Raw genomic sequence first — 24280 nt, 5'->3', positions numbered from 1 at the left:
GCATGCAGCCGGTTTCATGTGCGGACCATCGATTTCGACAGTGCCAGACGGTTCGATCGTCGCTGGCGCCAGGCTCGCGCGGTAACACGCGGGCAAGCGCCACGGAATGAACCTGATGGCCGTGGAAGGTGTCTCAAGCGAAGCCGTCGCGCGCGAACCTGGACGCGCGAAGCATCGCTGTGACTGACAGAATTCATCGTCAATTTGAGGAAACCATGAGTGCTATCGTAGATATCATCGGCCGCGAGATTCTCGATTCGCGAGGCAATCCGACCGTCGAATGCGACGTATTGCTCGAGTCGGGCACGATGGGCCGCGCAGCGGTGCCGTCGGGTGCATCGACGGGCTCGCGCGAAGCCATCGAACTACGCGACGGCGAAGCCGGCCGCTATGGCGGCAAGGGCGTCCTGAAGGCAGTCGAACACATCAACACCGAGATCTCCGAAGCCATCATGGGTCTCGACGCCTCGGAGCAGGCATTCCTCGACAAGACGCTGCTCGAACTCGACGGCACCGAAAACAAGTCGCGACTCGGCGCGAACGCAATGCTCGCCGTTTCCATGGCGGTTGCGAAGGCCGCAGCCGAGGAAGCGGGACTGCCGCTGTATCGCTACTTCGGCGGCTCGGGCGCCATGCAACTGCCGGTGCCGATGATGAACATCGTCAACGGCGGCGCGCACGCGAACAACAGCCTGGACATCCAGGAATTCATGATCGTGCCGGTAAGCCAGCCGACCTTTCGCGAAGCCCTGCGTTGCGGCGCCGAAGTGTTCCACGCGTTGAAGAAGATTCTGGCCGATCGCGGCATGAGCACGGCAGTGGGCGACGAAGGCGGCTTTGCGCCGAACTTCGGCAGCAACGACGAGTGTCTCTCGACCGTCCTGCAGGCTATCGAAAAAGCGGGGTATCGCGCCGGTGAAGACGTGCTGCTCGCGCTCGATTGCGCGGCAAGTGAGTTCTACCACGACGGCAAGTACCAGTTGGCCGGCGAAGGTCTGCAACTGTCGTCCGGCGAATTTTCGGACTATCTGGCGACGCTCGCCGACAAGTTCCCGATCGTCTCCATTGAAGACGGCATGCACGAAAGCGACTGGGACGGCTGGAAGACGCTGACCGATCGCCTCGGCAAGAAGATTCAGCTCGTCGGCGACGACCTCTTCGTCACCAACACGCGCATCCTGAAGGAAGGCATCGACAAGGGTATCGCCAACTCGATCCTCATCAAGATCAACCAGATCGGCACGCTCACCGAAACCTTCGCGGCGATCGAAATGGCGAAGCGCGCGTCGTACACGGCGGTCATCTCGCACCGTTCGGGCGAGACGGAAGATTCGACCATCGCGGATATCGCCGTCGGTCTGAACGCCGGCCAGATCAAGACCGGTTCGCTGTCGCGCAGCGATCGCATCTCGAAGTACAACCAGTTGCTGCGTATCGAGGAAGACCTCGGCGATATCGCAAGCTACCCCGGCAAGTCGGCGTTCTATAACCTCCGCTAAAGCTTTTGCCGCTTTAGTCGATAAGAACGTTAGTCTTATTTTCAGCCCGCCGCCCACGGCCTCGACGTCAATAGAGGTTGCCGGGCGGCGCTTATTTCGGCTACTCGAATGCGGCTCGTAACTGTCGTTCTGGTCTTGTTACTGGCGCTGATCCAATACCCGTTGTGGTGGGGACACGGCGGCTGGCTTCGCGTGCATGAATTGCAGCAGCAGCTCGCGCAGCAAAGCGACAAGAACACGAATCTGAAGCTGCGCAACGAGCGCGTTCAGGGTGAAGTGCAGGATCTGCAAAGCGGCACCGCGGCTGTCGAAGAGCGCGCGCGCTATGAGATGGGCATGGTGAAGGACAGCGAGGTGTTCGTGCAATTCGTCGCGCCGAACTCCAACGCGCCTGTCAACTCGGCGAACGTGCCCGGCATGAACGGTTCGACGCGCGGGCAAGTCTCGGCGGCGCCGTTGCGCGTGGTGCCGAATCCGGTTTCGCGCTCGAAGCAGGAAATGCGCGACGCGGACAAGAAAATGCAGAAGGAAAAGGCCGCCGAAGCGAAGAAGAAGCAGGGCGCGGCTAACTGAGCGGCTTTTCGTTTTTCTCGGCAAAATAAAAAATGGCGCAGTCGATATTTCGACCGCGCCATTTTTCATGTGCGCCTGGTTTGCGCGGGATTCGCCGTTACCAGGAATAGCCGGTGCCGATGCCTATACCCGAGCCCCAGTAAGGACCGCCACCCCAGCCGCCGCTGGAATAGCCGCCGTAGACCGTGACGGGGGGCGTGTAGTAATTGGACATCATCTTGGCGTCGTTGCCTATGCTCGCAGCCTTCTGCGATTCGTTCAGCGCCTGTTTGTCGATGGCGTTATAGCGCGCCATCTGCTGCTCGGGCGTGAGCGTCTCTTGCGGGGGCAGCGGCGTGTTGGGCAAGCGGCTGTAGATTGGCGAAGGGCCGGGCGGGTCCATCGTGCAGCCAGCGACGAGCGCCAAGCCCAAGAGGCACGACGAAAGTTTCCAGTTGAGCGTTGCGGTTTTCATTTGCGACCTCCAGCGGGCCGGTACTGAGTTCTGCGGGGTGAAAATCATACCGTGCGGCAAGCTTGATGCATCAACCGATGCAAAAGCCGCGCCGGATCGGCAGATGCCCTCGCCAATCCCGCGCAAACCCAGGCGCCGCAAGGCTCAGTGCCGCTGACCGGGCGCCGGGCTCACCCCTTGTGAGAGCTCTTTTGCGACAAAAAGTTGCGCAACGTCCACCGGGTCGAACTCGTAGCGTTGATTGCAGAACTCGCAGTGAACCTCGACGCTGCCGCGCTCCTTGATGACGCTGTCCACCTCTTCGCGGCCGAGCATCTTCAGCATGCCGCCGACCTTTTCGCGCGAGCAGCTGCACTGGAAGCGCGCGGGCGCAGGCTCGAAGTGCTGCACGTTCTCTTGCCAGAAAAGTCGCCGGAACACCGTCTCGGGTTCTTCCTTCAGCAATTCCTCGGCGGAAAGCGTGCTGCCGAGATGACACACGCGCTGCCAAGTATCGGCGTCGTGTTCGCCCGGATGCGGCACGATCCCGCCATCGCCCGGGAGCTTCTGCAGCAGCACGCCGACGGCGCGGTCGGTGTTGGCCGCGAGCCAGATGCGCGTGTCCAGCTGCTCGGAGTGATGCATGTAGTGTTCGAGCACTTCCGACATCGACGTAAGCGGCCCGTGCTCGCCCGACAACGGCACGATGCCCTGATACGGCTGCTGTCCCGGCCTCTTGTCGTTCGGGTCGAGCGTGATGACGCAGCGCCCCTGGCCATTGCGGTTGAGCAAATCGGCAAGCGACATGTCGCCGTCGAGCTGCTGTTCGTTCGCGTCATCGGAAAGCTTGGCCGTGGCGCGCAGCGACAGATTCGAATTGCACTGCACGACCAGCATTTTCACGGGGCCGTCGCCATATATCTGCATGATGAGCGTGCCGTCGAACTTGAGGTTCGCCGACAGAAGCGCGCACGCGGCCATCATCTCGCCGAGCACATTGCGCACCGCTTGCGGATACGAACGGCGCGCGAGCACTTCTTGCCACGTATTGCGCAGCGAGACGATCTCGCCGCGCACGGGCGCCGCATTGAACATGAATTTTTGCAACTGGTCGTTCACAACTCTTCCTTGGGTGATGAGACGAGACGCGCCGTCTTCGATAAGCGGATGAGCCGCTCAACCGATGCGCACGAGCTGCGCCTTGTAGAATTCGCGCCGGTCCGCGTAGCTCGCCGTGGCTCCGCGCATGCGGGCGATATCCGCTTCGCCGATTTCCCGCACCGCTTTGGCGGGTGCGCCGAGAATCAGCGTGTTGTCCGGAAAAACCTTGCCTTCGGTGACGATGGCGCCCGCGCCAACCAGACAGTTGCGGCCGATTACCGCACCATTCAAGACCACCGCCTGAATTCCGATCAGCGAGCCTTCCTTTACGGTGCAGCCGTGCAGCATGGCCTGATGTCCGACGGTCACGTCGTTTTCGATCGTCAGAGGAAAGCCCGGGTCCGCGTGCAGCACCGCGCCTTCCTGCACGTTGCTGCCGTGACCGACGACGATCGGTTCGTTGTCGCCGCGCAGCGTCGCGCCGAACCACACGCTGGCATTTTCCTCGAGCGTCACCTGACCGATGATCGTCGCGGTATCCGCGAGAAAGACGCTTTCGTGGATGGTGGGGGCGTCGTCGCCGAGTTTGTAGATGGCCACTGTGTCTCCTGGGCGTTGTCTTCGAAGGGTGGGATGCGCTCGTTGCCGCGTCGGGCCGCGCGAGGGCTACAATGCGCGCCTTTGTCGTATGTCGTTCCGCGCCTTGTCCAATTGGTTGACCGCGCGGATTATTGCTTTCGGCGTGTCGTGCGTGCGCCGGGATTACCATTTTAGCCGGTTGCGCCGAAACGTCCTTCGCGCCGGCCGCATTCGCTTCCTGGCGTCTTTCGCTTAACCGAGCATCATGCAAAACGTTCCGACTTCCTTCACCGACGATGCCTGCATGCGCCGCGCGGCGCTCGCCATTCTCCGCGAGCGCGATCCGGTGACGAAAGCGCGCGACGCCCGCACGCTGTACGAGCGCGTGCTGTGCCGTGCGGCGCGCATCGACCCGGAAGTCGCGCTCGACGAACCGGACCACTTGCCCGGCCGTCCCGAGGCGCCGGAACTCGTCGAGCCGTCATCGCTCAAGCGCCGCAGCATGCAATCCGACGCGGGGCGCGCGGTGCTGCTGCACGCGCTTGCGCACATCGAATTCAACGCGATCAATCTGGCGCTCGATGCCGTGTGGCGCTTTCCTTCGATGCCCACGGCGTTCTACATCGACTGGCTGAAGGTCGCGGCGGAGGAGGCGCATCACTTCTCGCTGCTAACCGCGCGTCTGGCGCAATTCGGCCACGTCTACGGCGATTTTCCCGCTCACGACGGCTTGTGGGAAATGGCCGAGCGCACCCGCGCCGACGTGCTGGCGCGCATGGCGCTCGTGCCGCGCACGCTCGAAGCGCGCGGTCTCGATGCCTCGCCGCCCATTCGCAAGCGTCTCGCGCAGGCGGGCGACGAAGCGTCGGCAGCGATTCTCGATGTAATCCTGCGCGATGAGATCGGTCATGTGCTGATCGGCAACCACTGGTTCCGTTTTCTCTGCGACGCGGCGAGTCTCGATCCGCATCCCACTTACGAGCGTCTTGCGAAGCAGTATCACGCGCCGAAATTGCGTGGCCCGTTCAACTTCGAGGCGCGTCGCGACGCGGGCTTCGACGAGGCCGAGCTGCGCGCGCTCGCCGGGCTGGACGAGAACCCGTCGCTATAATCGAACGATCATCTTTTTCGAATGCGACACCGACCATGAAAGAATCGCGCTCCGAATTCGTCGATGCGCGCGGCGTGCGTCTGCACGTGCGCCGCTGGGGCTCGCCCGACGCGCCCATGCTTTTCATGCTGCACGGCTGGATGGACGTCGCGGCATCGTTCCAGTTCGTCGTCGATGCGCTCAAGGGCGACTGGCAAGTGCTCGCGCCCGACGCACGCGGCTTCGGGCTGTCGGACTGGCCGGTGGCCGAGAAGGGCGGCGGCCATTACTATTTTCCGGACTATCTCGCGGACCTCGAAGCGCTCATCGACCATTTCGATCCCGTCGGCAAAGTGAACCTGATCGGCCACAGCATGGGCGCGAACTTCGCGCTGCTCTATGCGGGCGTGCGGCCGGAGCGGGTACGCCGCGTCGTCGATCTCGAAGGCTTTGGGCTGCCCGCGGCGCATCCGGCGCAGGCGCCCGGACGTATCGCTACATGGCTCGACGACCTGCGCGCGCCGCCACAACTGCGCAGCTATGCGACGCTCGATGAAGTCGCCGATCGGCTGATCCGCACCAATCCGCGCTTGGCGCCTGCACGCGCGCGGTTTCTTGCGCAGCACTGGTCACGGCAGGAAGCCGACGGGCAATTTCATTTGCTCGCCGACCCGGCACACAAGCTGCGTGGTCCTACGTTGTATCGGCTCGATGAGGTGTCGGCGGTCTGGAAGCGTGTTCAGGCGCCCGTGCTGCACGTCGAGGCGAAGGATTCGCCCACGCTCGCGGGTTTCGCCGGAAAAATGCCGATTGCCGAGTTCAAGACGCGCTTCGAGGCGTTTGCCGACTGGCGCGAGGAAATCATCGATGAAGCGGGGCATATGGTTCATCACGATCAACCCGAGCGAGTCGCCGCGCTCATCGAAGCGTTCTGCGCGTGAATGTGCACGCTGACGCGCAGCCAGGCGCAACGGCATCACCAGCACGTCATGCCGTTACAGTAAAATGTTAAAAATCATGAAGCCGACGATCAACGCCGATTTGCACTGCCATTCCACCGTCTCCGACGGCCAGTACGCGCCTGCGCAGGTCGCGGCGCGCGCGCACGCCGGCGGCGTCGGATTATGGTCGCTCACCGATCACGATCAGCTCGGCGGCCAGCGCGAAGCGCGCGAGACGGCCGAGGCGCTCGGCATGGGCTATTTGCCGGGCGTCGAGATTTCGGTGACGTGGGCGGGGCGCACGGTTCACATCGTCGGCATGAATGTCGATCCGGAAAACGCGGAACTGCAGCGCGGGCTCGAAGCCACGCGTAACGGCCGCGCGGCGCGCGGCGTGGCGATCGGCGAAGCGTTGGCGGCAGTCGGTATTCCGAACGCGCACGAAGGCGCGCTGCGCCATGCCGAGGACCCCGACATGATTTCGCGCGTACATTTCGCGCGCTTCCTGGTGGAAGAAGGCTACGCCAAGACCACGTCCGACGTGTTCGCGCGCTATCTCGGCGAGGGCAAGCCGGGTTACGTCGGCCACTGCTGGGCGAAACTCGCCGACACGGTGAAATGGATTCGCAACGCGGGCGGCGAGCCGATCATCGCGCATCCGGGGCGTTACGATTACAGCCCGCTCGAATTCGCCGCGCTCTTCGACGAATTCATCCAGCTCGGCGGCCGCGCCATCGAGGTCGTCACCGGCAGCCACACGCCGGATCAGTATCGCGAATATGCGGATGTCGCGCGTCGTTACGGCTTCGAAGCCTCGCGCGGTTCCGACTTCCACGGCGCGGGGGAAGGGCGCGTCGATCTCGGTCAGTTGCCGCCGTTGCCGGACGATCTCACGCCGGTTTGGGAGCGTTGGCTGTAAGGCGTCCGCACGGCTCGTGCTCCCTGCGTCATCCGAATTTTCCGTACGCGCGGCACGCCTGGGCGCTCGCGTGGCGTTGCGGGCACGAGCGAACAAGAAGGCATCGTATGTCTCAATTTTTTCGGATTCACCCCGACAATCCGCAGCCGCGGCTCATCAATCAGGCCGTGCAGATCATTCGCGATGGCGGGATCGTCGCGCTGCCGACCGATTCGAGCTACGCGCTCGCCTGCCATCTCGACGACAAGACGGCGGTCGAACGTCTGCGCCGGATTCGTGGGATCGACGACAAGCAGTTGCTGTCGCTGCTCGTGCGCGATCTCTCGGAGCTGTCGAATTTCGCGATGGTCGACAACACGCAGTACCGGCTCATCAAGTCCGTGACGCCGGGCCCTTATGTGTTCGTGCTGCAGGCGACCAAGGAAGTGCCGCGCAGGCTGTCGCATCCGTCGCGCAAGACAATCGGGCTGCGCGTGCCGGATCACGCCATCACGCTGGCGCTGCTCGAAGCGCTGGGGCAGCCGCTGCTTGGCTCCACGCTGATCCTGCCGCCCGACACGGAACCGCTCAACGACGCAGAGGAGATCCGCGAACGGCTCGAAAAGCAGATCGAACTCGTGATCGATGCAGGCGCTTGCCCGGCCGAACCCTCGACGGTCATCGATCTTTCCGGCGGCGAACCCGTGCTCGTGCGCGCGGGACGCGGTAGTCTGGAACCGTTCGGTCTCGCCGCATAAGTTTTTCGTCCACGCGCTTAAATCCTCCACAAACCGCCGGCGCGGCGCTTGGCATCGCGCCGCCTTCGTCTGCTCTCGCCTGCCTGCTTGATACAATACCGCCCTATGGATGCTTCCCTGATACAAACCATCGCGGTCTACGCGCTCCCGGTGATCTTCGCGATCACCCTGCACGAGGCCGCGCATGGCTACGCCGCGCGTCTGCTCGGCGACAACACGGCCTACGTGCTCGGCCGTGTCTCGATGAACCCGATGCGGCATATCGATCCCATCGGCACTATCGTGATTCCCATCGTGCTGTATTTCGTGACGAGCGGCGCGTTCATGTTCGGCTACGCGAAACCGGTGCCGGTGGCCTTCGGCAATCTGCGCAATCCGCGCTGGGGCAGCCTCTGGGTCGCAGCGGCGGGTCCCGGTAGCAACTTCGTGCAGGCGCTCCTGTGGGGCGTGATCGCGGTGCTGCTCGCGGCTTTCAATGTCGACGAACCGTTCTTCACGCGCATGGCGGCCGCTGGCGTCGGCGTGAATCTCGTGCTCGGCGTGCTCAATCTCTTTCCGCTGCCGCCGCTCGATGGCGGCCGCGTGCTCATGGCGCTATTGCCGGTACGCGCGTCGATCGCGTTTTCGAAGCTCGAACCTTACGGTTTCTTCATCGTGATGGCGCTGGTCGTGACGGGCGTGCTCACACGCTACTGGCTGAGTCCGCTCGTCGGCGTCGGTTACGCGGCGGTATCGGCCATACTGAATCCCTTCGCTTCACTATTCCCATAAAACCATGTTCCCTGACCGTATCTTCTCCGGCATGCGGCCGACCGGCTCGCTGCATCTCGGCCACTATCACGGCGTGCTGAAAAACTGGGTGCGGCTACAGTCCGAATACCCGTGCTTCTTCGCCGTGGTCGACTGGCACGCGCTCACGACGCACTACGAGACGCCCGAGGTCATCGAGAAAAACGTCTGGGAAGTGCTGATCGACTGGCTCGCGTCGGGTATCGACCCGGCGCAGGCCACGCTCTTCATTCAGAGCCGCGTGCCGGAGCATGCGGAACTGTCGCTCCTGCTCGGCATGGGCACGCCGCTCGGCTGGCTGGAACGCGTGCCGACCTACAAGGAACAGATCGAAAAGCTGCGCGAGAAAGATCTCTCCACTTACGGCTTTCTCGGCTATCCGGTGCTGATGGCGGCGGACATTCTGCTGTATCGCGCCTCGCTCGTGCCGGTCGGCGAAGATCAGGTGCCGCATGTGGAGATGACGCGCGAGATCGCGCGCCGCTTCAACTACCTGTACGGCAAGGAACCGGATTTCGAGGAGAAGGCGCTCGAAGCCGCGAAGAAGCTGGGCGGCAAGCGCGCGAAGCTGTATCACGAATTGCGCGTGGCGTATCAACAGGAAGGCGATGACGAAGCGCTCGAACAAGCCCGCGCGATGCTGCAGGAATCGCAGAGCCTATCGATGAGCGATCGCGAGCGCCTGTTCGGCTATCTGGAAGGCGCGCGCAAGCTGATTCTCGTCGAGCCGCAAGTGATGTTGACGGAAGCGTCGCGCATGCCGGGTCTCGACGGCCAGAAGATGTCGAAGTCGTATGGCAACACCATCGGCTTGCGTGAGGACGCCGAGACCATCGCGAAGAAAGTGCGCACCATGCCGACCGATCCGGCTCGCGTGCGCCGCACCGATCCGGGCGATCCGGACAAGTGCCCGGTCTGGCAACTGCATCAGGTCTATACCGACGAAGCCACGCACGAGTGGGTGCAAAAGGGCTGCCGTAGCGCGGGAATCGGTTGCCTCGACTGCAAGCAACCGGTGATCGAAGGCATCTTGCGCGAGCAGCAGCCCATGCTCGAACGCGCGCAGAAGTACATGGACGATCCTTCGCTGTTGCGCGCCATCGTCGCGGACGGTTGCGACAAGGCACGCAAGTTCGCCGTCGAAACCATGCGCGACGTACGCGAGGCAATGGGCCTGTCCTACAACTGATGGACGCTGGCACGCCGAGCGGTTGGGTCACGCGCTGGGCGCATCTCATTGCGCCCGGCGCTTCGGTGCTCGATGTCGCATCCGGAAGCGGACGCCACGCGCGCTGGCTCGCCGCGCGCGGGCACGCGGTACTGGCCGTCGACCGTGACGCCGATGCGCTCGCCTCCATGTCCGCGCTTCCCGACATCGCGACGTTGTGCGCCGATCTCGAAGGCGCGCCGTGGCCGCTGGCTGGCGACCGGACGTTCGGGGCGGTCGTCGTTACGCGCTATCTGCATCGTCCGCTTTTCACGCATCTGATTCATGCGCTCGCGCCGGGCGGCGCGCTCATCTACGAAACCTTCGCGGCCGGCAACCAAACCGTCGGTAAACCGTCCAATCCTGCGTTTCTGCTCGAACCTGGCGAGTTGCTCGAAGCCGTGCGCGGCCGTCTGCGCGTGATCGCGTATGAAGACGGTTTCGTCGATGCTCCGCATCCAGCCTTCGTGCAACGAATCTGCGCTGTACTCGTTCCAGAGCCCGCAAAAGCCGGCGCGATTGAAGACACAACCGGTAACACACCCTCGGGTTGGCCACGTTACGAATTGACCGGCTAATCCGCTACAATCGCGGTATCGCGCTTTTTGCGACTAAATTTTCGATTAAATTCATAGAGTTTCATGACAAACGGAACACTTGGCGGCATCCAGATCCGCGGCAGCATTCCTGCCATCGTCACACCGATGCACGAGGACGGTAGTCTCGATTTGCCGGCGTTTCGAAAGCTGATCGACTGGCACGTCGCGGAAGGCTCGAATGGACTGGTCGTAGTCGGAACGAGCGGCGAGTCCGCCACCTTGTCGGTGGAAGAACACGTGCTGATGGTGCAGACGGCCGTCGAGCATACGGCCAAGCGCTTCCCGATCATCGCGGGCGCGGGCGGCAATTCGACGGCAGAGGCCATCGAGCTGTCGAAGCAGGCCAGAAAGGTCGGCGCCGATGCCACGCTACAAGTCGTTCCGTATTACAACAAGCCGACGCAAGAGGGCATGTACCGCCACTTCCGCGCGATTGCGGAAGCCGTCGACCTGCCGGTGATCCTCTACAACGTGCCGGGCCGCACCGTGGCCGACATGAGCAACGAGACCATCCTGCGTCTTGCCGAAGTGCCGGGCATCATCGGCGTGAAGGAAGCCACCGGCAATATCGATCGTGCGGCGCATCTCATCAAGCACGCGCCGGCGCATTTCTCGATCTATAGCGGCGACGATCCCACCGCCATCGCGCTCATGCTGCTCGGCGGCCACGGCAACATCTCGGTGACGGCCAACGTCGCGCCGAAGGCCATGAGCCAGTTGTGCCGCGCCGCGCTCGAAGGCGACGCCATCACCGCACGCCGTATCCATCTCGGCTTGCTGTCGCTGCACAAGCAACTCTTCTGCGAAGCGAATCCGATTCCGGCCAAGTGGGCGCTGCAAGCGGTCGGCCGCATGGAAGGCGGCATTCGTCTGCCTCTCACGCCGCTCGACGAGCGCTACCACGACGTGGTGCGCGACGCGTTGCGCGAAACCGGGCTGCTCGCCTGATCGGGCGCGGCGGGCGACCTTATCGAAATCATCGAGACGCCAGCACCGCCACAAGTGATCGAAATGAGCCACTTCATCAGTCATCAACCGCCGTTCATTGGCCCCGTCGGCCCGCACGAATAACGCGGGAACGACGCGAGGCAATGCGTCATCAGCAGCAAAGAAGGACCTCATGAACCGTTCCGCTCTTCTTACTCAAGCCAAACGCCTGAGCGTGTTGTCACTCGGCGTCAGCGCCGTCTTCGCGCTTGCCGGCTGCGATACGCTCAACGACTGGCTCGCGCCGGACCGCGTCAACTACAAGGCTGCTGAGACCGCGCCCGCGTTGGCCGTGCCGTCCGATCTTTCCACCGCCGACATCAGCCAGCGTTACGCCGCGCCGCCGAAGGAAAACACGCTCGGCGGCACCGCCGCGCGTTCGGTCACGCCGGCCGGCAACACCACGCTCGGCGTGCCGACAGCGCAAGATCCGTACGGCATGCACGTGGAAAGCGATGGCGACCGCCGCTGGCTCGTCGTCGACGGCCGTGTGCCCGACCAAGTCTGGCCGCAACTCCAGGAGTTCTGGACGGAGAACGGCTTTACGCTCAAGACCGACTCGCCGCAGACCGGCATCATGGCGACCGACTGGGCCGAGAATCGCGCGAACATTCCGGACGACTGGTTCAGAAAGAGCGTCGGCAAGCTGATCGACTTTGCGTATTCGTCGGGTACGCGCGACATGTTCCGCACGCAAGTGGATCGCGCGGCGGACGGCTCGACCGACATCAACGTCACGCATAGCGCAATGGAAGAAGTGCTGACGGGTCAGGACAAGACTTCGTCGCGCTGGGAAACGCGTCCGCGCAATCCGGCGCTCGAAGCCGCGATTCTCGTGAAGATCATGCAGAAGTTCGGCCTGACCGAAGACCAGGGCAAGAAGCTCGTGACGCAGGCGCGTCCGGCGGGCGCGAAAGTCGCGGTCGATTCAGCCGCGGGCGGCTCGACGCTCGATCTGGCGGAACCGTTCGATCGCGCGTGGCTGCGCGTGGGCCTCGCGCTCGATCGCACCAACTTCACGGTGGACAATCGCGACCGCGCGAAGGGTCTCTACTACGTGCATTATTCGGACTCCATGGCGGAGCTGAAGAAGGAAGGTTTCTTCGGCAAGCTGTTTTCGAGCAACACGCCCATGCCTACACGCCAGTTCTTCGTCAACGTGAAGCCGAAGGCGGATGCGCTTACGCAGATCGCCGTGGTCGACGCCAACGGCCAGCCGGACAATTCATCCGATGCGCAGCGTATCGTGTCCTTGCTGCACGCGCAGTTGAACTGAATATTCGCGCATCGACATGGACACATTGTGAGATTTGCGAGCCTCGGCAGCGGTAGCGAAGGCAATGCATTGCTCGTCGAGGCGACGAGCGGCACGACCACCACGCGCGTGCTGCTCGACTGCGGGTTCTCCGCGAAGGAAGCCGAGCGCCGGCTCGCGCGGCTCGGCTGCCGCGCGGACGAGCTCGATGCCATCGTCATCACGCATGAACACACGGATCATATCGGCAGCGCGCTGACGCTTGCGCGCAAGTGGTCCATCCCATTGCATATGAGTTGGGGCACGGCGCGCGCATGCGGCGCCGACGAAGCGAACGTACAGCTCAACGTGTTGTGGGGCGATGAGAGCGTCGCCATCGGCGATATCAGCCTCTTGCCTTACACGGTGCCGCACGACGCACGCGAGCCCTTGCAGTACGTGTTTTCGGACGGCTCAAGCCGTCTCGGCGTGCTAACCGACGTGGGTGTGTCGACGCCGCACATCCTGAACGTGTTGAGCGGGTGCGATGCGCTCGTGCTCGAGTCCAATCACGATATCGACATGCTCGCGGGAAGCCGCTATCCGACTTCGTTGAAGGCGCGCATCGGCGGAACGCACGGACACCTGAATAATGACGCCGCCGCTGCGATTCTCGCGGCGCTCGACCGTTCGAAGTTGCGTCATCTGGTTGCCGCGCATCTCAGTCAGCAAAACAATCTGCCGCATCTGGCGCAGGCTGCGCTCGCTGGCGTAGTGGGTGCGTCGGCGGTGGATGTCGTCGTTGCAACGCAGACCGAAGGGTTCGATTGGCTCGCGCTTTGATCATCTAAGCAACTTGCATAGAAAAACGCAGACACAAAAAAACCGGCCCAAAAGCCGGTTTTTTTGCATGCAAGCTGCGATGAAGCAGCCCGCACTAAGTAAGGACTCAACCTTACTGGCTTGCGCCCGAAGCCGGGGCAGCCGACGAAGCGGCAGCGTCCGATGCTGCGCCAGCAGCCGAAGCTGCGTCGCTTGCAGCGGCCGAAGCGCTCGATGCTGCAGCGTTTGCGTCCGAAGCAGCAGCCGCCGGTGCCGAAGCAGCCGACGTATCGCTTGCAGCGCTCGGAGCAGCCGAATCGCTAGACTTGTTGCATGCAGCAAGAGCAACAGCAGCCAACAGGGATGCTACGAGGAGGGATTTCTTCATGATCACGTCCTTTTATGGTTAAAGGTAAGCAACAGCGCAAAGTACCGGTAATGTGTGCTCCAACACCGACCTGGGCCGCTGTGGAGCCCCACAATATTTTTTTGTTGTGAGACATCCTACGGCTTGGCCGGAAATTATAGGCACTTTCGACGCGACCGTCGATAAATCGGGGGCCGATACGTTGTCTTTCTCATACAAATTTTCATATTGCGGGACAGCAAAACAATTAGTTCCGCAAATACTTGGCGGCGCATTGGCTGTCAAGCAATTCAGATCAAAGAGTCCAGCTTAATCCAGCCCGCACAATACCATTCGTGCAGCAGCGATGTCATTGAAGAATCATCTGTAAGTGTTACAAAGCGTTTCCCTTCAAGGCAACGTGCATCGGCCAGTTCGGGAAGCCACTTTTTAGCCCTTGCAGTTAACGCTTCAGCCTCGCCATTAACAAAATAAGACGTCTTGTCATAGAGCAGAATAGTCTTACGGTCGAGCGTTAAACCTGCCTTCTTCGCGCGCTCTACAAACTTTTGCTGATTAAGCGCACGCTCCGGCGGATCAAAAACGACATTCGCTTTCGGCTCACTCAAATAACTGCCTAAAAACGCTGCGATATCCTTTTCGGTCCATTTGATATCCGCAAGGATCGAGCCAACCCGGTCGAGCAGAAGCTGCGGCAAAAGCGCGGGTTTCGTAACCGGCTCCTGTTGCGGATCGCGATAGCGCGCCTGCGCTTTTGCGTTCGCCGGTGTATCGCCCATGCGTTCGGCTAGGTGATAGAGGAACTGCGCCGTGAGTTCTCGCGTGGAAGGCGCGCGAAAGCCGATAGAGCAAGTCATGCACTCGCCCTCGGCGATCCCGTCATGCGCGATATGAGGCGGCAGATACAGCATGTCTCCCGGCTCCAGCACCCATTCTTCCTCAGGCTCGAAGTGCTGTAAAACTTTCAACGGCATGTCGGGTTTTAGCGAGAGATCGCGCTGTGCGCCGAAGCGCCAGCGGCGCTTGCCATGCACTTGAAGCAGGAACACATCGTAAGAGTCGAAGTGCGGGCCGACGCCGCCGCCATCCGTCGCATAGGAGATCATGAGATCGTCCAGACGCGCATCGGGGATGAAGCGAAAGCAGTTCATCAACGCGGCGGCGCGATCGTCATGCAGGTTCACGCCTTGCACGAGCAGCGTCCATTCGCGCTTCTTGATGGCCGGCAGTTCGTCGGATGCGAACGGTCCGTGCTCCATGTTCCACGTATTGCGAAAATGCGTGATGAGGCGCGATTCGACGTCGTCGAGATCGGCGAGTTCGAAGAGTTCGTCGCGCGACAGCGGCGCCTTCATGCCGGGGAACGCCTGGCGAATCAGGAGCGGCTTCTTCTGCCAGTAACGCCGCATGAACTGTCGCGGCGTGCGGTTGCCCAACAGAGGCGTAGGCTCGTCGGGTAACGGTGCGCCAGGCTTGTGCATGTTGGGACGCAGGCTGGAATCGGGGATGGGTGTTGCTTCAGGTGGCCGCTTGGGCATCGTATAATCGAGGCTTGTATCTTGGAGGATCCAATGAAAATTGCGAAAGACACTGTCGTTCTGGTCGCTTACAAGCTATCGGATGCACAAGGCAATCTGATCGAGGAAAGCGACGAGCCGATGGTCTATCTGCACGGCGGCTATGATGGCACGTTCCCCAAGATCGAGGAAGCGCTCGATGGTCGCGAACCCGGCTATGAAACGTCCATTCAACTGGAGCCGCAAGATGCATTCGGCGAGTACGACCCTGAACTCGTGAAGATCGAGGAACGCAGCCGTTTCCCCGAACCGCTCGAAGTGGGCATGCAGTTCGAAGGCACGCCCGAAGACGCCGACGACGAACTCGACTCGCTCATTTATACGGTGACCGACGTTGCCGAAGACAAGGTCGTGCTCGACGGCAATCATCCGCTCGCAGGCATGGCGCTGCGCTTCGCATTGTCGGTGCAGGAAGTGCGCACGGCCACGGAAGACGAAATCGTGCATCAGCACGCGCATGGCGCGGACGGCCTTCAAGTGGCCGACGACGAAGATGATGACGAAGAGCCGCCGAAAGACGCGGGCCCCACGCTGCACTGATCATCTTGTTTGATGCAGTCCGAAAAGCGCAGCGCTTGCTGCGCTTTTTTAATATCGATTGCTTTCGTTCGAGCCTTGAGGCGCTGCACCGTTCTGTACGCCCGATGCCGGCAATGGAAACAATGGCGGCATGGATTGCGGCGTGAAGACCGGTGGCATGTCCGATGCAGGCGGCTGCGGTAAGGAAGGTGGCGCGGGCAACGGAGCGGGGAGGTCATCGCGCGGCAAGGCGGGCGGCGTGGTTGGCGGCACGATGGGCGCCGCATAAGAAGACGCACCCAGTGGTGCAGACGAACCGCTCGATTGCGCAGGTGCTTCGTTTTGCTGATCGCTGCTGTCGCGCTTGCGGACATCGCTCACGTTGCGCACGCGCAGCCGGAATGGCGGATGCCAAGAAGCATCGCTCTGAACTTCGAGCCACTGCGTCTGCGGTTTCTTCAACGCGATCGCAACCCGCGTGAGATTCATCACCACCAATCCCTTGTCGTTGTGCAAGGGCTGATCGATATGAAAGCCGTTCGGCTCGCTGGCGTCGCCGCCATGAATGACGATCACCGGTCCGCGAAACGTCTCCGCCGCTTTCACGAGGCTGCGCTTCAGTTCGAGAAAGCCGTCGCGTACCGGGTTCGTGCGCGAAAAGCGCAGCCATGCAAAACGATCGCGCTTTTCATAGCGTGCGAAATCCGGATCGCCCTGCATGAGCACGACGAGCGCGCGCATGCCCGAACGTCGCGCCGATTCCGCCGCATGTTCGAGCCAGAACGTGGTCGCCACCGCGCGATCCTCGAACTCGCCGTTGCGCCCGCCGGCCGTCAGGTAGTGATTGTTCGGGCTCGGCGCATTGAGTCCGATGAACGCGACGCCATTCGCTTGCCAACGCACGATCTCGCGGAATGAGCGAAAGCGCGCGACATCGCTTTCGCGTGCGAGCGTGAGCGGGTTCTGTCCGAGTGAGCCTGCATCGCCAAAAAATTGCTGACGCACGAAATCGAGCCGTTCGACCGGATCGTATGCGCCTGAGCGCGCCGAGCCGCAATCGGCCCAGTCGTGTTCGCCGAGCAGCATGATGAGCGGCGTGCGCGATGCATCGAGAAGATCGTGACGCGACTGATACACGCTGTCGCGGCATGCTTCGGCCGGTCCCTTCAGATTTCCGTCATAGACGATGAACGCCAGATTCCGATCGCGGCCGATGGCATCGAGCATTTGCCGCACGGGCGCTTCGTCGGCGGGACGCGAAAGAGAATCGGCAATGACGGCGAAGGTCAGCGGCCCGTTGTCTTCGCCTTGAGCGTGGGCGTGCGTGAGCGCGGCACCAAGCAGTGCCGCCGCGCAGAACGCGCGCATCAGACCGCCCGCCGAGAGGCGCTCAACGCGCGTCATCCGCCGCGGACTTCGCCATGTCGTGCAATTCGAACAGCAGTTCGAGCGCATCGCGCGGACGCAACTCGTTCGGATCGAGTGAACGCAGCTTGTCGAGTGCGGGATGCTCGGTCGGCGCTTGAACCGGCGATGCTTCCGGCTCGTCTTCATACTGGTAAGCCGGGCTCGCGAAGAGATCGTATTGCGGCGTCGGCTGGCCGATGGACTGCTGCTCCAGATGCGCGAGATGCTTGCGCGCCGCGCGGATCACCGCGGACGGCACGCCAGCCAGTTGCGCGACTTGCAGACCATAACTCTGATTGGCCGGACCTTCATTGACCGAATGCAGGAACACGATGCCATGATCGTGCTCGACGGCCGAAAGATGCACGTTGGCCGCCTGCGTGAACTCCGTGGGCAGTTGCGTGAGCTCGAAGTAGTGCGTGGCGAAGAGCGTGTAGCAGCCGTTATGCGTCAGCAGATGGCGCGCGATGGCCCATGCCAGCGCGAGGCCATCGAACGTGGACGTGCCGCGCCCGATTTCATCCATCAGCACGAGGCTGGATGCGCTCGCGTCGTTGAGAATGGCGGCCGCTTCGGTCATCTCCACCATGAACGTCGAGCGCCCGCCCGCGAGATCGTCCGCAGCACCGATTCGCGTAAAGATGCGGTCCAGCGCGCCGAAGCGTGCGCGCTTCGCCGGCACGTAGCTGCCGACGTGAGCCATGAGCGCGATCAACGCCGTTTGCCGCATGAAGGTGGACTTGCCGCCCATGTTCGGACCGGTAATGAGCAAGAGCTTGCGCTCTTGCGACAGGCAACAGTCGTTGGCGATGAATTGCTCGACCTGCGCCTCGACCACGGGATGCCGCCCTTGTTCGATATCGATGCCCGCACCCGCGGCGAACTCGGGCGCGACCCAGTCGAGCGCATGCGCGCGTTCGGCGAAAGCGCCGAGCAGATCCAGTTCGGCGAGCGCTGCCGCGACGCGCTGACAATCTGCAATGAATGGCAGCATATATTGCAAGAGCGCGTCGTAAAGCAAGCGTTCGCGCGCGAGCGCCCGCTCTTGCGCCGAAAGCGCTTTGTCCTCGAAAGTCTTGAGTTCGGGCGTGATGTAGCGCTCGGCGTTCTTGAGCGTCTGCCGGCGCCGGTAGTCGTCGGGCACCTTGTCAGTTTGTCCGCGCGTGACTTCAATATAGAAGCCATGCACCTTGTTGAACTCGACGCGCAAATTGGTGATGCCCGTACGCGCGCGTTCGCGGGTTTCGAGATCGATCAGGAATTGATCGCAGTTCTCCGAAATGTCGCGCAACTCGTCGAGCTCCGTGTCGTAGCCGCGCGCGATTACGCCGCCGTCCCGGATCAGCGCGGCAGGCTCGGGCGCGATGGCGGCCGTGAGCAAATCGAGACACTCGCGCGGCGGTTCGAGCGCTTCGCCAATGCGCACGAGCGCCGTCGTCTGCGCGGGCACGGCTGCCACCAAGGCGCGCAGATCGGGCAGGGCGGCGAAGGTATCGCGCAGGCTCGACAGATCGCGCGGACGCGCCGACAACAGCGCAAGACGCCCCGTGATGCGTTCGATGTCCGAGATCTTGCGCAACGCGCTTCGCAACGCGTCGAGACCGCTCGCGGCGGGCGCATCGAGCAATGCGCCGATGGCATGCTGACGCGCCTGCGCAATCGACGTATCGCGCGGCGGATGATGCAGCCAATGACGCAACAGACGGCTGCCCATGGTCGTGCAGCAGGTATCGAGAAGCGAGAACAGTGTGGGCGATTCCGTGCCGCGCAACGTCTCGGTGAGTTCGAGATTGCGGCGCGTGGAAGGATCGAGCCCGATGTACTCCGACTCGTCTTCCACCTTCAGGCTGCGCACGTGGCGCAACTGCTGGCCTTGCGTGGCGGCCGCGTAGATGAGCAGCGCACCCGCCGCGCCGCACGCGCAGGTGAGGGTCTGCGCGCCGAAGCCGTCGAGGCTCGCTACATCCAGTTGTTCGCCGAGACGCTTGGTGCCGGAGCTAACGTCGAAATGCCATGCGGGCACGCGCGTGGTCGCCGTGAGATTCGTCACGCCGAAGGAAGCGCGCATGTCGGTGACGGTATCCGCGATAAGCGTTTCCGCCGGACGGATGCGTTCGAGCGCCGTGCTCACTTGCTCGGGCGCGACTTCCGCGAGCCGCAGCGCGCCGCTCGCGAGATTGAGCCACGCGAGGCCGACGCTCGCCACCACGCCGCGCCGGTTATGCATGGGGCAGAGCGCAAGCAGATAGACGTCGCTTTTATCGGCGAGGAGCGCCGCGTCGGTCAGCGTGCCGGGCGTGACCACGCGCATGACCTTGCGTTCGACCGGTCCTTTCGACGTCGCCGGGTCGCCGATCTGCTCGCAGATCGCCACCGATTCGCCGAGCTTCACCAACTTGGCGAGATATTGCTCGCATGCGTGATGCGGCACGCCCGCCATGCGGATTGGATTGCCGTTCGACGTGCCGCGTTGCGTGAGCGTGAGGTCGAGCAGGCGCGCGGCTTTTTCGGCATCGTCGAAAAAGAGCTCGTAGAAGTCGCCCATACGATAAAAGACGAGCGTGCCGGGGTGCTCCGACTTGATGCGCAAGTACTGCTGCATCATGGGAGTGTGCTGCGCGATATCCGCCGGAAGCGCGGCCGCTGCATTGGAAGAAGGTTCGGGAGTTGCCGTTTGATTGCCCATCTTGCGTGCGGTAAGTGCGAAGACGCCGGGCGCAGCGTGCGTTCAGCCGCGCGCCAACTGATAGGGCATGAGTTTAACCTGTCGAGAACGTGCGAGAGGAGTCGGCCGAACGGGCTAGGGTCGATTACGTGCTCCAGCAGCCGATGAAAGAACGAAGGCGCCGGACTCGCCGGCGCCTTCGTCAGAACCACGCAACGCTAAAAGCGCTGATCCTTATGCGCGTCCGGCCAGAAATCCGACCAGCAGCGCGAGACCTGCCACCGCGCCCAGCGTATGCCACGGCTTGTCGTGCACGAATTCGTCGGCGTAGCCTGCGGCATCGCCGAGCTTGCCTGTCAGTGCCGTACTCGCGCCGTCGATTTGCGAACGAGCGGTCTTGAGCTTCGATTGCAAGTCACGGCGCAACTTGTCGCCGTCGATATCCTTGCCGCTCTGGATCGAGCTTTCGAGGTCATCGAGCAAACTGCGCAACTGGCTGCTGGCCGAATCGACTGCATCGCTCGCACCGCGCACGGCGCGCTGGCCCACATTGGCTGCGCCATTGATTTTGCTGTCGAGCGTCGAACGTGTGAACAATCCCATTTCCTTGCTCCTTATTGACGTGCCGAAAAGAGTCGCACGACGCGAACCCGCATGCATTGCAGCGTGCCGCGTCTGGTGCACTGTCTACCAGGTCTTTCGCGGTTGCCCGCGACCGATTGCACAGGCCACTGGGCTTTGCGGCCTGGTACGAACCCAGGATACACTCGGTAGCAAGCTTCATTCCTCGACGAGCGCGCCGAGATCCACATCACGTTCGTTTTGCGAATGGCGGCGCATGGCGAGCGCCATCATCACGCCGACGAACACGCCGAATATCACGATGATCCATTGCACCGGAACCTTGATCGTGAGGAGCAGCGCGTAGGAGCCGAGCATGGCTAGCACGGCGATGTTCTGATTGAAGTTCTGCACGGCGATGGACGCGCCCGCGGACAAAAGCGTGGCGCCCCGGTGCTGAAGAATCGCGTTCATCGGCACGATGAAAAAGCCCGCGAGGCCGCCGAGAGCGATCATCAGCGGATACGCCATCAGAATATAAGCGGGCGCGAAGAGCGGCCCGATATGCACGCCTGCGTTGGCTGGGAACATGTCCTTGTTGTAGAAGGCCATGGCCACCGATACCGCGCCGATCAGCACGCCCACCGGCAGAACCTTGAGCGACTGCCGCAAGACGATCCATGCCGATGCCGCCGCCGCGCCCAGCGCAATGCCCACGCCCGTCACGCCCTGCAACACGGCCGCTTTCGAGAGCGAAAGGCCGAGATTGGCGTCGGCCCACTTGAGCACGAGCAGTTGCAGCGTAACGGCCGCGCCCCACAGGAGCGTCGTGACCCAGAGCGCGATCTGCGCGAGCTTGTCGGTCCAGAGCACCTTGAAACTGTGCGAGAAGTCGCCGACGAGGCGCGTCGGCTGGTTCAGCAGATTCGTGTAGCGCGCGCCGGTATCGGGAATGAACGCGTTGATCGCAGCCGCCGACGCGTAGATCAGCATGACCGTGAACATCGCGGCGTGCGCGGCGGTGTGCATCAACGGCACGTGCGCGTTCTCGACCCAGCGCGCCACGACTTGGCTCACGAGCGCGCCGCCGATCACCGTGCCGAGGATGGTCGATCCGACCGTCGCCGATTCGAGCCACGCGTTCGCCGCGATGAGCTTTTGCGGCGGCAGCAGTTCGGTCAGGATGCCGTACTTCGCGGGCGAATACGCGGCCGCGCCGAGGCCGACCACGCCGTATGCAATCATCGGATGCACGCCTGCGATCATCAGCGCGCAGCCCGCGGCTTTGAGCGCATTGGAGATGAACATCACGTGGCGCTTTTGCAGGGCATCGGCGAATGCACCGACGAAAGGCGCGAGCACCACGTACGACACCGTGAAGAGGATCTGAAGCAGCGGCGTGACCCACGGCGCCGATTGCACGACGGCAAGCATGGCGATCGCGGCGATCAAAAGCGCGTTGTCCGCCAGCGACGAGACGAACTGCGCGGCAATGATTGTGTAGAAGCCTTTTTTCATGGCAAAACGAGAGTTGGCGCGCGTCGTGCGGCGCGCGCCGGGGTGTGTTCGGGGGAAACGGACAGCCAAGGAGCGTGCTGTGGCGCTTGAACCTTGCCGCGTGCGCGAAAGATTGCACTGTATCGGAGCGGCGGATTCGATGCAGGAAGTGATGCAGCGTGGCGATCGAAGAACGAGGAAAACGCTAGGCGGGCCGCTCGCGCGTGCCCGCCAATCCAAACGCCCCTTACTCTCCCGTCAACCGCGTGCGCGAATGCGGATCGAGCACCTTGATCATCTGCGCGTACACCTTCGGATTGGCCGCGACGATCTCGTTCTGGAACAGGAAATCCGATTCGCCCGTGTAGTTGCCAACGAGACCGCCCGCCTCGGTGACGAGCAGACTGCCAGCAGCCACGTCCCACGGATGAATGCCTTGCTCGAAGAAGCCGTCGAGACGGCCCGCCGCGACATTGGCGAGATCGAGCGCCGCCGCGCCCGGACGACGCAGGCCCGCGCACGACAAGGTCATTTCGCTGAAAAGGCGCATATAGCCGTTCAGGCCCTGGCCGTCACGGAACGGAAAGCCCGTGCCGATGAGCGCATCCGAAAGACGATCCAGCTTGCCCACGCGAATGCGACGCTCGTTCAGATACGCGCCACGGCCGCGCGATGCCGTGAAGAGGTCGTTACGCGTCGGGTCGTAGATCACGGACTGCGTCACGATGCCCTTGTGCACGAGCGCGATCGACACGCAGTAATACTGGAAACCGTGGATGAAGTTCGTGGTGCCGTCGAGCGGGTCGATGATCCACTGGAACTCGGAGTCGCGATCGTCCTTGCCGGATTCTTCGGCAAGAATGGAGTGATCGGGATAAGCGGTGTGCAGCGTCTCGATGATGGCGGCTTCGGACGCCTTGTCGACTTCCGTCACGAAGTCGTTGTGCTGCTTCTTGCTGATCTGGATACGGTCCAGGTCCAGCGATGCGCGGTTGATGATCTGTCCGGCGCGGCGCGCGGCCTTGACAGCGATATTGAGCATCGGATGCATGAGCGAAATCCTTTGACCGCCGTGCACGGGCAAGAACCGCGAGCAGGCGAATTAAATGAGCGACAACGACTTTGTCGACGAAAGACGAATTGGATAAGAGCGGGGCGCGGCGCCAGGCAAAGTTGAAGAGGCGAAACGCAAGCGCGTTATTTTACCCGAAACGCGCCTTTTGGCCGCGCGCGCGAACCAAAAAGCCGCCAACATCGCCGACAATCGCTAACATAGCGGACTGTGTGTACCCGTACGCCATTGATGCGCGACGAGACGCAATACCGACGCGCACGAACCATTCAGCAACACGCAAAGCACCATTCATCCTTGGACACCAACCAATTCATCGCGCCCGCGGGCGGCTTCACGTCGACCCGTTTCATCCTCGTCGAGCCGAGTCATCCTGGCAATGTCGGCGCGGCGGCGCGCGCGCTCAAGACCATGGGCTTCGCGCGCCTCGTGCTGGTCGCGCCGCGCGTGGCCGACGTCAAGAACGAACCCGAAGCCATCGCGATGGCAAGCGGCGCCGACGACGTGCTCGCGAGCGCCCATGTCGTCGATACGCTCGCCGATGCGCTCGTCGGCGTGCGCTGGTCCGTCGCGCTCACGGCGCGCATGCGCGAGTACGGTCCGCCGCAGATGCCGCCACGCGCACTCGCCGAACGCGCGCACGAACTCGTGCGGCATGGCGACATCGCGCTCGTGTTCGGCAACGAGCGCACGGGCTTGTCCAACGCGGATGTCGAGCGTTGCAGCGCGCTTGCCCATATCCCGGCGAATCCGGCGTATAGCTCGCTCAATCTGGCGCAGGCGGTGCAGGTCCTCGCCTACGAATTGCGCGTCGCGTTTCAGGAGCCCGCGTCCGAACTCACGCTCGTCGAGCCGGCCGCGCATGTCGCGGGTGCATCGAGCGATGAGATCGAAGGCATGTACGCGCATTTCGAAGAAGCGCTCGTCGCGCTGGAATTTTTGGATCCCGCCAATCCGAAGAAGCTGATGTCGCGCGTGCGGCGGCTCTTCGCGCGCTCGGGACTCGAGCGCGAGGAAGTGAATATCCTGCGCGGCATCGCCAAACATATTCTCGCGCGCGTCAAAAAACCCTGAACGCGATGTGGCTGCAAGCAACCGTGCTTGC

At 62.6% G+C, this 24280-nt stretch carries 24 protein-coding genes; 14 read left to right on the top strand and 10 right to left on the bottom strand.

What is annotated here, in order from left to right; all coding sequences use genetic code 11:
* Positions 1–215 precede the first annotated feature (215 nt).
* Both eno and ftsB read left to right on the top strand, forming a co-directional pair.
* The gene (gene eno, locus LDZ28_RS08775) at positions 216–1499 is read left to right on the top strand and encodes a phosphopyruvate hydratase (protein ID WP_244825600.1); all 1284 of its coding nucleotides are present in this window, start codon (positions 216–218) and stop codon (positions 1497–1499) included.
* A gap of 108 nt (positions 1500–1607) precedes the next feature.
* Positions 1608–2072 carry a cell division protein FtsB gene (gene ftsB, locus LDZ28_RS08770; protein WP_244825598.1) on the top strand — a complete coding sequence of 155 codons (465 nt, stop codon included), beginning with the start codon at positions 1608–1610 and terminating at the stop codon, positions 2070–2072.
* Positions 2073–2169: 97 nt separating this feature from the next.
* On the opposite strand, the gene LDZ28_RS08765 is transcribed toward ftsB, so the two are convergent.
* From LDZ28_RS08765 to LDZ28_RS08755, 3 genes are all read right to left on the bottom strand, one after another.
* Positions 2170–2526 (bottom strand): hypothetical protein, encoded by a 357-nt coding sequence (locus LDZ28_RS08765; RefSeq protein WP_244825596.1) that lies wholly within the window; start codon positions 2524–2526, stop codon positions 2170–2172.
* 144 nt (positions 2527–2670) lie between these two features.
* The gene (gene hslO / locus LDZ28_RS08760) at positions 2671–3624 is read right to left on the bottom strand and encodes an Hsp33 family molecular chaperone HslO (RefSeq protein ID WP_244825594.1); all 954 of its coding nucleotides are present in this window, start codon (positions 3622–3624) and stop codon (positions 2671–2673) included.
* A 57-nt stretch (positions 3625–3681) separates the two neighbouring features.
* Positions 3682–4206, bottom strand: coding sequence for a gamma carbonic anhydrase family protein (locus tag LDZ28_RS08755; RefSeq protein WP_244825592.1), 525 nt, complete (start codon positions 4204–4206; stop codon positions 3682–3684).
* Between the two features lie 244 nt (positions 4207–4450).
* Here LDZ28_RS08755 and LDZ28_RS08750 point away from each other — a divergent pair, with 244 nt between their 5' ends.
* The 10 genes from LDZ28_RS08750 (at position 4451) to LDZ28_RS08705 (ending at position 13531) form a co-directional block, all read left to right on the top strand.
* A complete protein-coding gene (locus tag LDZ28_RS08750; protein WP_244825590.1) occupies positions 4451–5296 on the top strand; it encodes a ferritin-like domain-containing protein in 846 nt (281 codons plus the stop codon).
* 35 nt (positions 5297–5331) lie between these two features.
* Positions 5332–6216: an alpha/beta fold hydrolase gene (locus LDZ28_RS08745; RefSeq protein WP_244825588.1), complete on the top strand. Its 885-nt coding sequence runs from the start codon at positions 5332–5334 to the stop codon at positions 6214–6216.
* Between the two features lie 76 nt (positions 6217–6292).
* Positions 6293–7135 (top strand): 3',5'-nucleoside bisphosphate phosphatase, encoded by an 843-nt coding sequence (locus LDZ28_RS08740; RefSeq protein WP_244825586.1) that lies wholly within the window; start codon positions 6293–6295, stop codon positions 7133–7135.
* Positions 7136–7242: 107 nt separating this feature from the next.
* Positions 7243–7872: an L-threonylcarbamoyladenylate synthase gene (locus LDZ28_RS08735; protein ID WP_244825584.1), complete on the top strand. Its 630-nt coding sequence runs from the start codon at positions 7243–7245 to the stop codon at positions 7870–7872.
* A gap of 105 nt (positions 7873–7977) precedes the next feature.
* Complete coding sequence (locus LDZ28_RS08730; RefSeq protein WP_244825582.1) at positions 7978–8643, top strand: site-2 protease family protein; 666 nt, start codon at positions 7978–7980, stop codon at positions 8641–8643.
* A 4-nt stretch (positions 8644–8647) separates the two neighbouring features.
* Positions 8648–9850 (top strand): tryptophan--tRNA ligase, encoded by a 1203-nt coding sequence (locus LDZ28_RS08725; protein ID WP_244825581.1) that lies wholly within the window; start codon positions 8648–8650, stop codon positions 9848–9850.
* On the top strand, positions 9850–10446 hold the full coding sequence (locus tag LDZ28_RS08720; RefSeq protein ID WP_244825580.1) for a bifunctional 2-polyprenyl-6-hydroxyphenol methylase/3-demethylubiquinol 3-O-methyltransferase UbiG: 597 nt from the start codon (positions 9850–9852) through the stop codon (positions 10444–10446). The genes LDZ28_RS08725 and LDZ28_RS08720 overlap by 1 nt, the downstream gene beginning before the upstream one ends.
* Before the next feature lie 63 nt (positions 10447–10509).
* Positions 10510–11415 carry a 4-hydroxy-tetrahydrodipicolinate synthase gene (gene dapA, locus LDZ28_RS08715; RefSeq protein ID WP_244825579.1) on the top strand — a complete coding sequence of 302 codons (906 nt, stop codon included), beginning with the start codon at positions 10510–10512 and terminating at the stop codon, positions 11413–11415.
* 172 nt (positions 11416–11587) lie between these two features.
* Complete coding sequence (gene bamC, locus LDZ28_RS08710) at positions 11588–12730, top strand: outer membrane protein assembly factor BamC (protein WP_244825578.1); 1143 nt, start codon at positions 11588–11590, stop codon at positions 12728–12730.
* Positions 12731–12757: 27 nt separating this feature from the next.
* The gene (locus LDZ28_RS08705) at positions 12758–13531 is read left to right on the top strand and encodes an MBL fold metallo-hydrolase (RefSeq protein WP_244825577.1); all 774 of its coding nucleotides are present in this window, start codon (positions 12758–12760) and stop codon (positions 13529–13531) included.
* A gap of 112 nt (positions 13532–13643) precedes the next feature.
* Here LDZ28_RS08705 and LDZ28_RS08700 read toward each other — a convergent pair whose 3' ends face one another.
* Positions 13644–13898, bottom strand: a complete 255-nt coding sequence (locus LDZ28_RS08700; RefSeq protein ID WP_244825575.1) for a hypothetical protein — start codon at positions 13896–13898, stop codon at positions 13644–13646.
* 269 nt (positions 13899–14167) lie between these two features.
* Positions 14168–15415 carry a cupin domain-containing protein gene (locus LDZ28_RS08695; protein WP_244825573.1) on the bottom strand — a complete coding sequence of 416 codons (1248 nt, stop codon included), beginning with the start codon at positions 15413–15415 and terminating at the stop codon, positions 14168–14170.
* Between the two features lie 33 nt (positions 15416–15448).
* On the opposite strand from LDZ28_RS08695, the gene LDZ28_RS08690 reads away from it, so the two are divergent.
* On the top strand, positions 15449–15994 hold the full coding sequence (locus tag LDZ28_RS08690) for a peptidylprolyl isomerase (RefSeq protein WP_244825571.1): 546 nt from the start codon (positions 15449–15451) through the stop codon (positions 15992–15994).
* 48 nt (positions 15995–16042) lie between these two features.
* On the opposite strand, the gene LDZ28_RS08685 is transcribed toward LDZ28_RS08690, so the two are convergent.
* The 5 genes from LDZ28_RS08685 to LDZ28_RS08665 form a co-directional block, all read right to left on the bottom strand.
* Positions 16043–17377, bottom strand: a complete 1335-nt coding sequence (locus LDZ28_RS08685) for a hypothetical protein (RefSeq protein WP_244825569.1) — start codon at positions 17375–17377, stop codon at positions 16043–16045.
* Complete coding sequence (mutS, locus tag LDZ28_RS08680; RefSeq protein ID WP_244825566.1) at positions 17364–20066, bottom strand: DNA mismatch repair protein MutS; 2703 nt, start codon at positions 20064–20066, stop codon at positions 17364–17366. Before mutS ends, LDZ28_RS08685 begins: the two co-directional genes overlap by 14 nt.
* 213 nt (positions 20067–20279) lie before the next feature.
* On the bottom strand, positions 20280–20648 hold the full coding sequence (locus tag LDZ28_RS08675) for a YqjD family protein (protein ID WP_244825565.1): 369 nt from the start codon (positions 20646–20648) through the stop codon (positions 20280–20282).
* 177 nt (positions 20649–20825) lie between these two features.
* Positions 20826–22124 (bottom strand): lysophospholipid transporter LplT, encoded by a 1299-nt coding sequence (gene lplT, locus LDZ28_RS08670; RefSeq protein ID WP_244825563.1) that lies wholly within the window; start codon positions 22122–22124, stop codon positions 20826–20828.
* A 226-nt stretch (positions 22125–22350) separates the two neighbouring features.
* Positions 22351–23154, bottom strand: a complete 804-nt coding sequence (locus LDZ28_RS08665; protein WP_244825561.1) for an inositol monophosphatase family protein — start codon at positions 23152–23154, stop codon at positions 22351–22353.
* 318 nt (positions 23155–23472) lie between these two features.
* On the opposite strand from LDZ28_RS08665, the gene LDZ28_RS08660 reads away from it, so the two are divergent.
* Positions 23473–24249, top strand: coding sequence for an RNA methyltransferase (locus LDZ28_RS08660; RefSeq protein WP_370652023.1), 777 nt, complete (start codon positions 23473–23475; stop codon positions 24247–24249).
* The last annotated feature ends 31 nt before the right edge of the window (positions 24250–24280 follow it).

The sequence above is a fragment of the Caballeronia sp. TF1N1 genome (genome assembly GCF_022878925.1).
Taxonomy (GTDB): domain Bacteria; phylum Pseudomonadota; class Gammaproteobacteria; order Burkholderiales; family Burkholderiaceae; genus Caballeronia.
This window is presented reverse-complemented; position numbering and strand designations above follow the sequence as displayed.

What these genes read in the sequence shown, in the direction of transcription:
- eno (WP_244825600.1), top strand. Translation starts at nt 216, where the DNA reads ATGAGTGCTATCGTAGATATCATCGGCCGCGAGATTCTCGATTCGCGA.
- ftsB (WP_244825598.1), top strand. Translation starts at nt 1,608, where the DNA reads ATGCGGCTCGTAACTGTCGTTCTGGTCTTGTTACTGGCGCTGATCCAA.
- LDZ28_RS08765 (WP_244825596.1), bottom strand. Translation starts at nt 2,526, where the DNA reads ATGAAAACCGCAACGCTCAACTGGAAACTTTCGTCGTGCCTCTTGGGC.
- LDZ28_RS08750 (WP_244825590.1), top strand. Translation starts at nt 4,451, where the DNA reads ATGCAAAACGTTCCGACTTCCTTCACCGACGATGCCTGCATGCGCCGC.
- LDZ28_RS08745 (WP_244825588.1), top strand. Translation starts at nt 5,332, where the DNA reads ATGAAAGAATCGCGCTCCGAATTCGTCGATGCGCGCGGCGTGCGTCTG.
- LDZ28_RS08740 (WP_244825586.1), top strand. Translation starts at nt 6,293, where the DNA reads ATGAAGCCGACGATCAACGCCGATTTGCACTGCCATTCCACCGTCTCC.
- LDZ28_RS08735 (WP_244825584.1), top strand. Translation starts at nt 7,243, where the DNA reads ATGTCTCAATTTTTTCGGATTCACCCCGACAATCCGCAGCCGCGGCTC.
- LDZ28_RS08730 (WP_244825582.1), top strand. Translation starts at nt 7,978, where the DNA reads ATGGATGCTTCCCTGATACAAACCATCGCGGTCTACGCGCTCCCGGTG.
- LDZ28_RS08725 (WP_244825581.1), top strand. Translation starts at nt 8,648, where the DNA reads ATGTTCCCTGACCGTATCTTCTCCGGCATGCGGCCGACCGGCTCGCTG.
- LDZ28_RS08720 (WP_244825580.1), top strand. Translation starts at nt 9,850, where the DNA reads ATGGACGCTGGCACGCCGAGCGGTTGGGTCACGCGCTGGGCGCATCTC.
- dapA (WP_244825579.1), top strand. Translation starts at nt 10,510, where the DNA reads ATGACAAACGGAACACTTGGCGGCATCCAGATCCGCGGCAGCATTCCT.
- bamC (WP_244825578.1), top strand. Translation starts at nt 11,588, where the DNA reads ATGAACCGTTCCGCTCTTCTTACTCAAGCCAAACGCCTGAGCGTGTTG.
- LDZ28_RS08700 (WP_244825575.1), bottom strand. Translation starts at nt 13,898, where the DNA reads ATGAAGAAATCCCTCCTCGTAGCATCCCTGTTGGCTGCTGTTGCTCTT.
- LDZ28_RS08695 (WP_244825573.1), bottom strand. Translation starts at nt 15,415, where the DNA reads ATGCCCAAGCGGCCACCTGAAGCAACACCCATCCCCGATTCCAGCCTG.
- LDZ28_RS08690 (WP_244825571.1), top strand. Translation starts at nt 15,449, where the DNA reads ATGAAAATTGCGAAAGACACTGTCGTTCTGGTCGCTTACAAGCTATCG.
- LDZ28_RS08685 (WP_244825569.1), bottom strand. Translation starts at nt 17,377, where the DNA reads ATGACGCGCGTTGAGCGCCTCTCGGCGGGCGGTCTGATGCGCGCGTTC.
- mutS (WP_244825566.1), bottom strand. Translation starts at nt 20,066, where the DNA reads ATGGGCAATCAAACGGCAACTCCCGAACCTTCTTCCAATGCAGCGGCC.
- LDZ28_RS08675 (WP_244825565.1), bottom strand. Translation starts at nt 20,648, where the DNA reads ATGGGATTGTTCACACGTTCGACGCTCGACAGCAAAATCAATGGCGCA.
- lplT (WP_244825563.1), bottom strand. Translation starts at nt 22,124, where the DNA reads ATGAAAAAAGGCTTCTACACAATCATTGCCGCGCAGTTCGTCTCGTCG.
- LDZ28_RS08665 (WP_244825561.1), bottom strand. Translation starts at nt 23,154, where the DNA reads ATGCATCCGATGCTCAATATCGCTGTCAAGGCCGCGCGCCGCGCCGGA.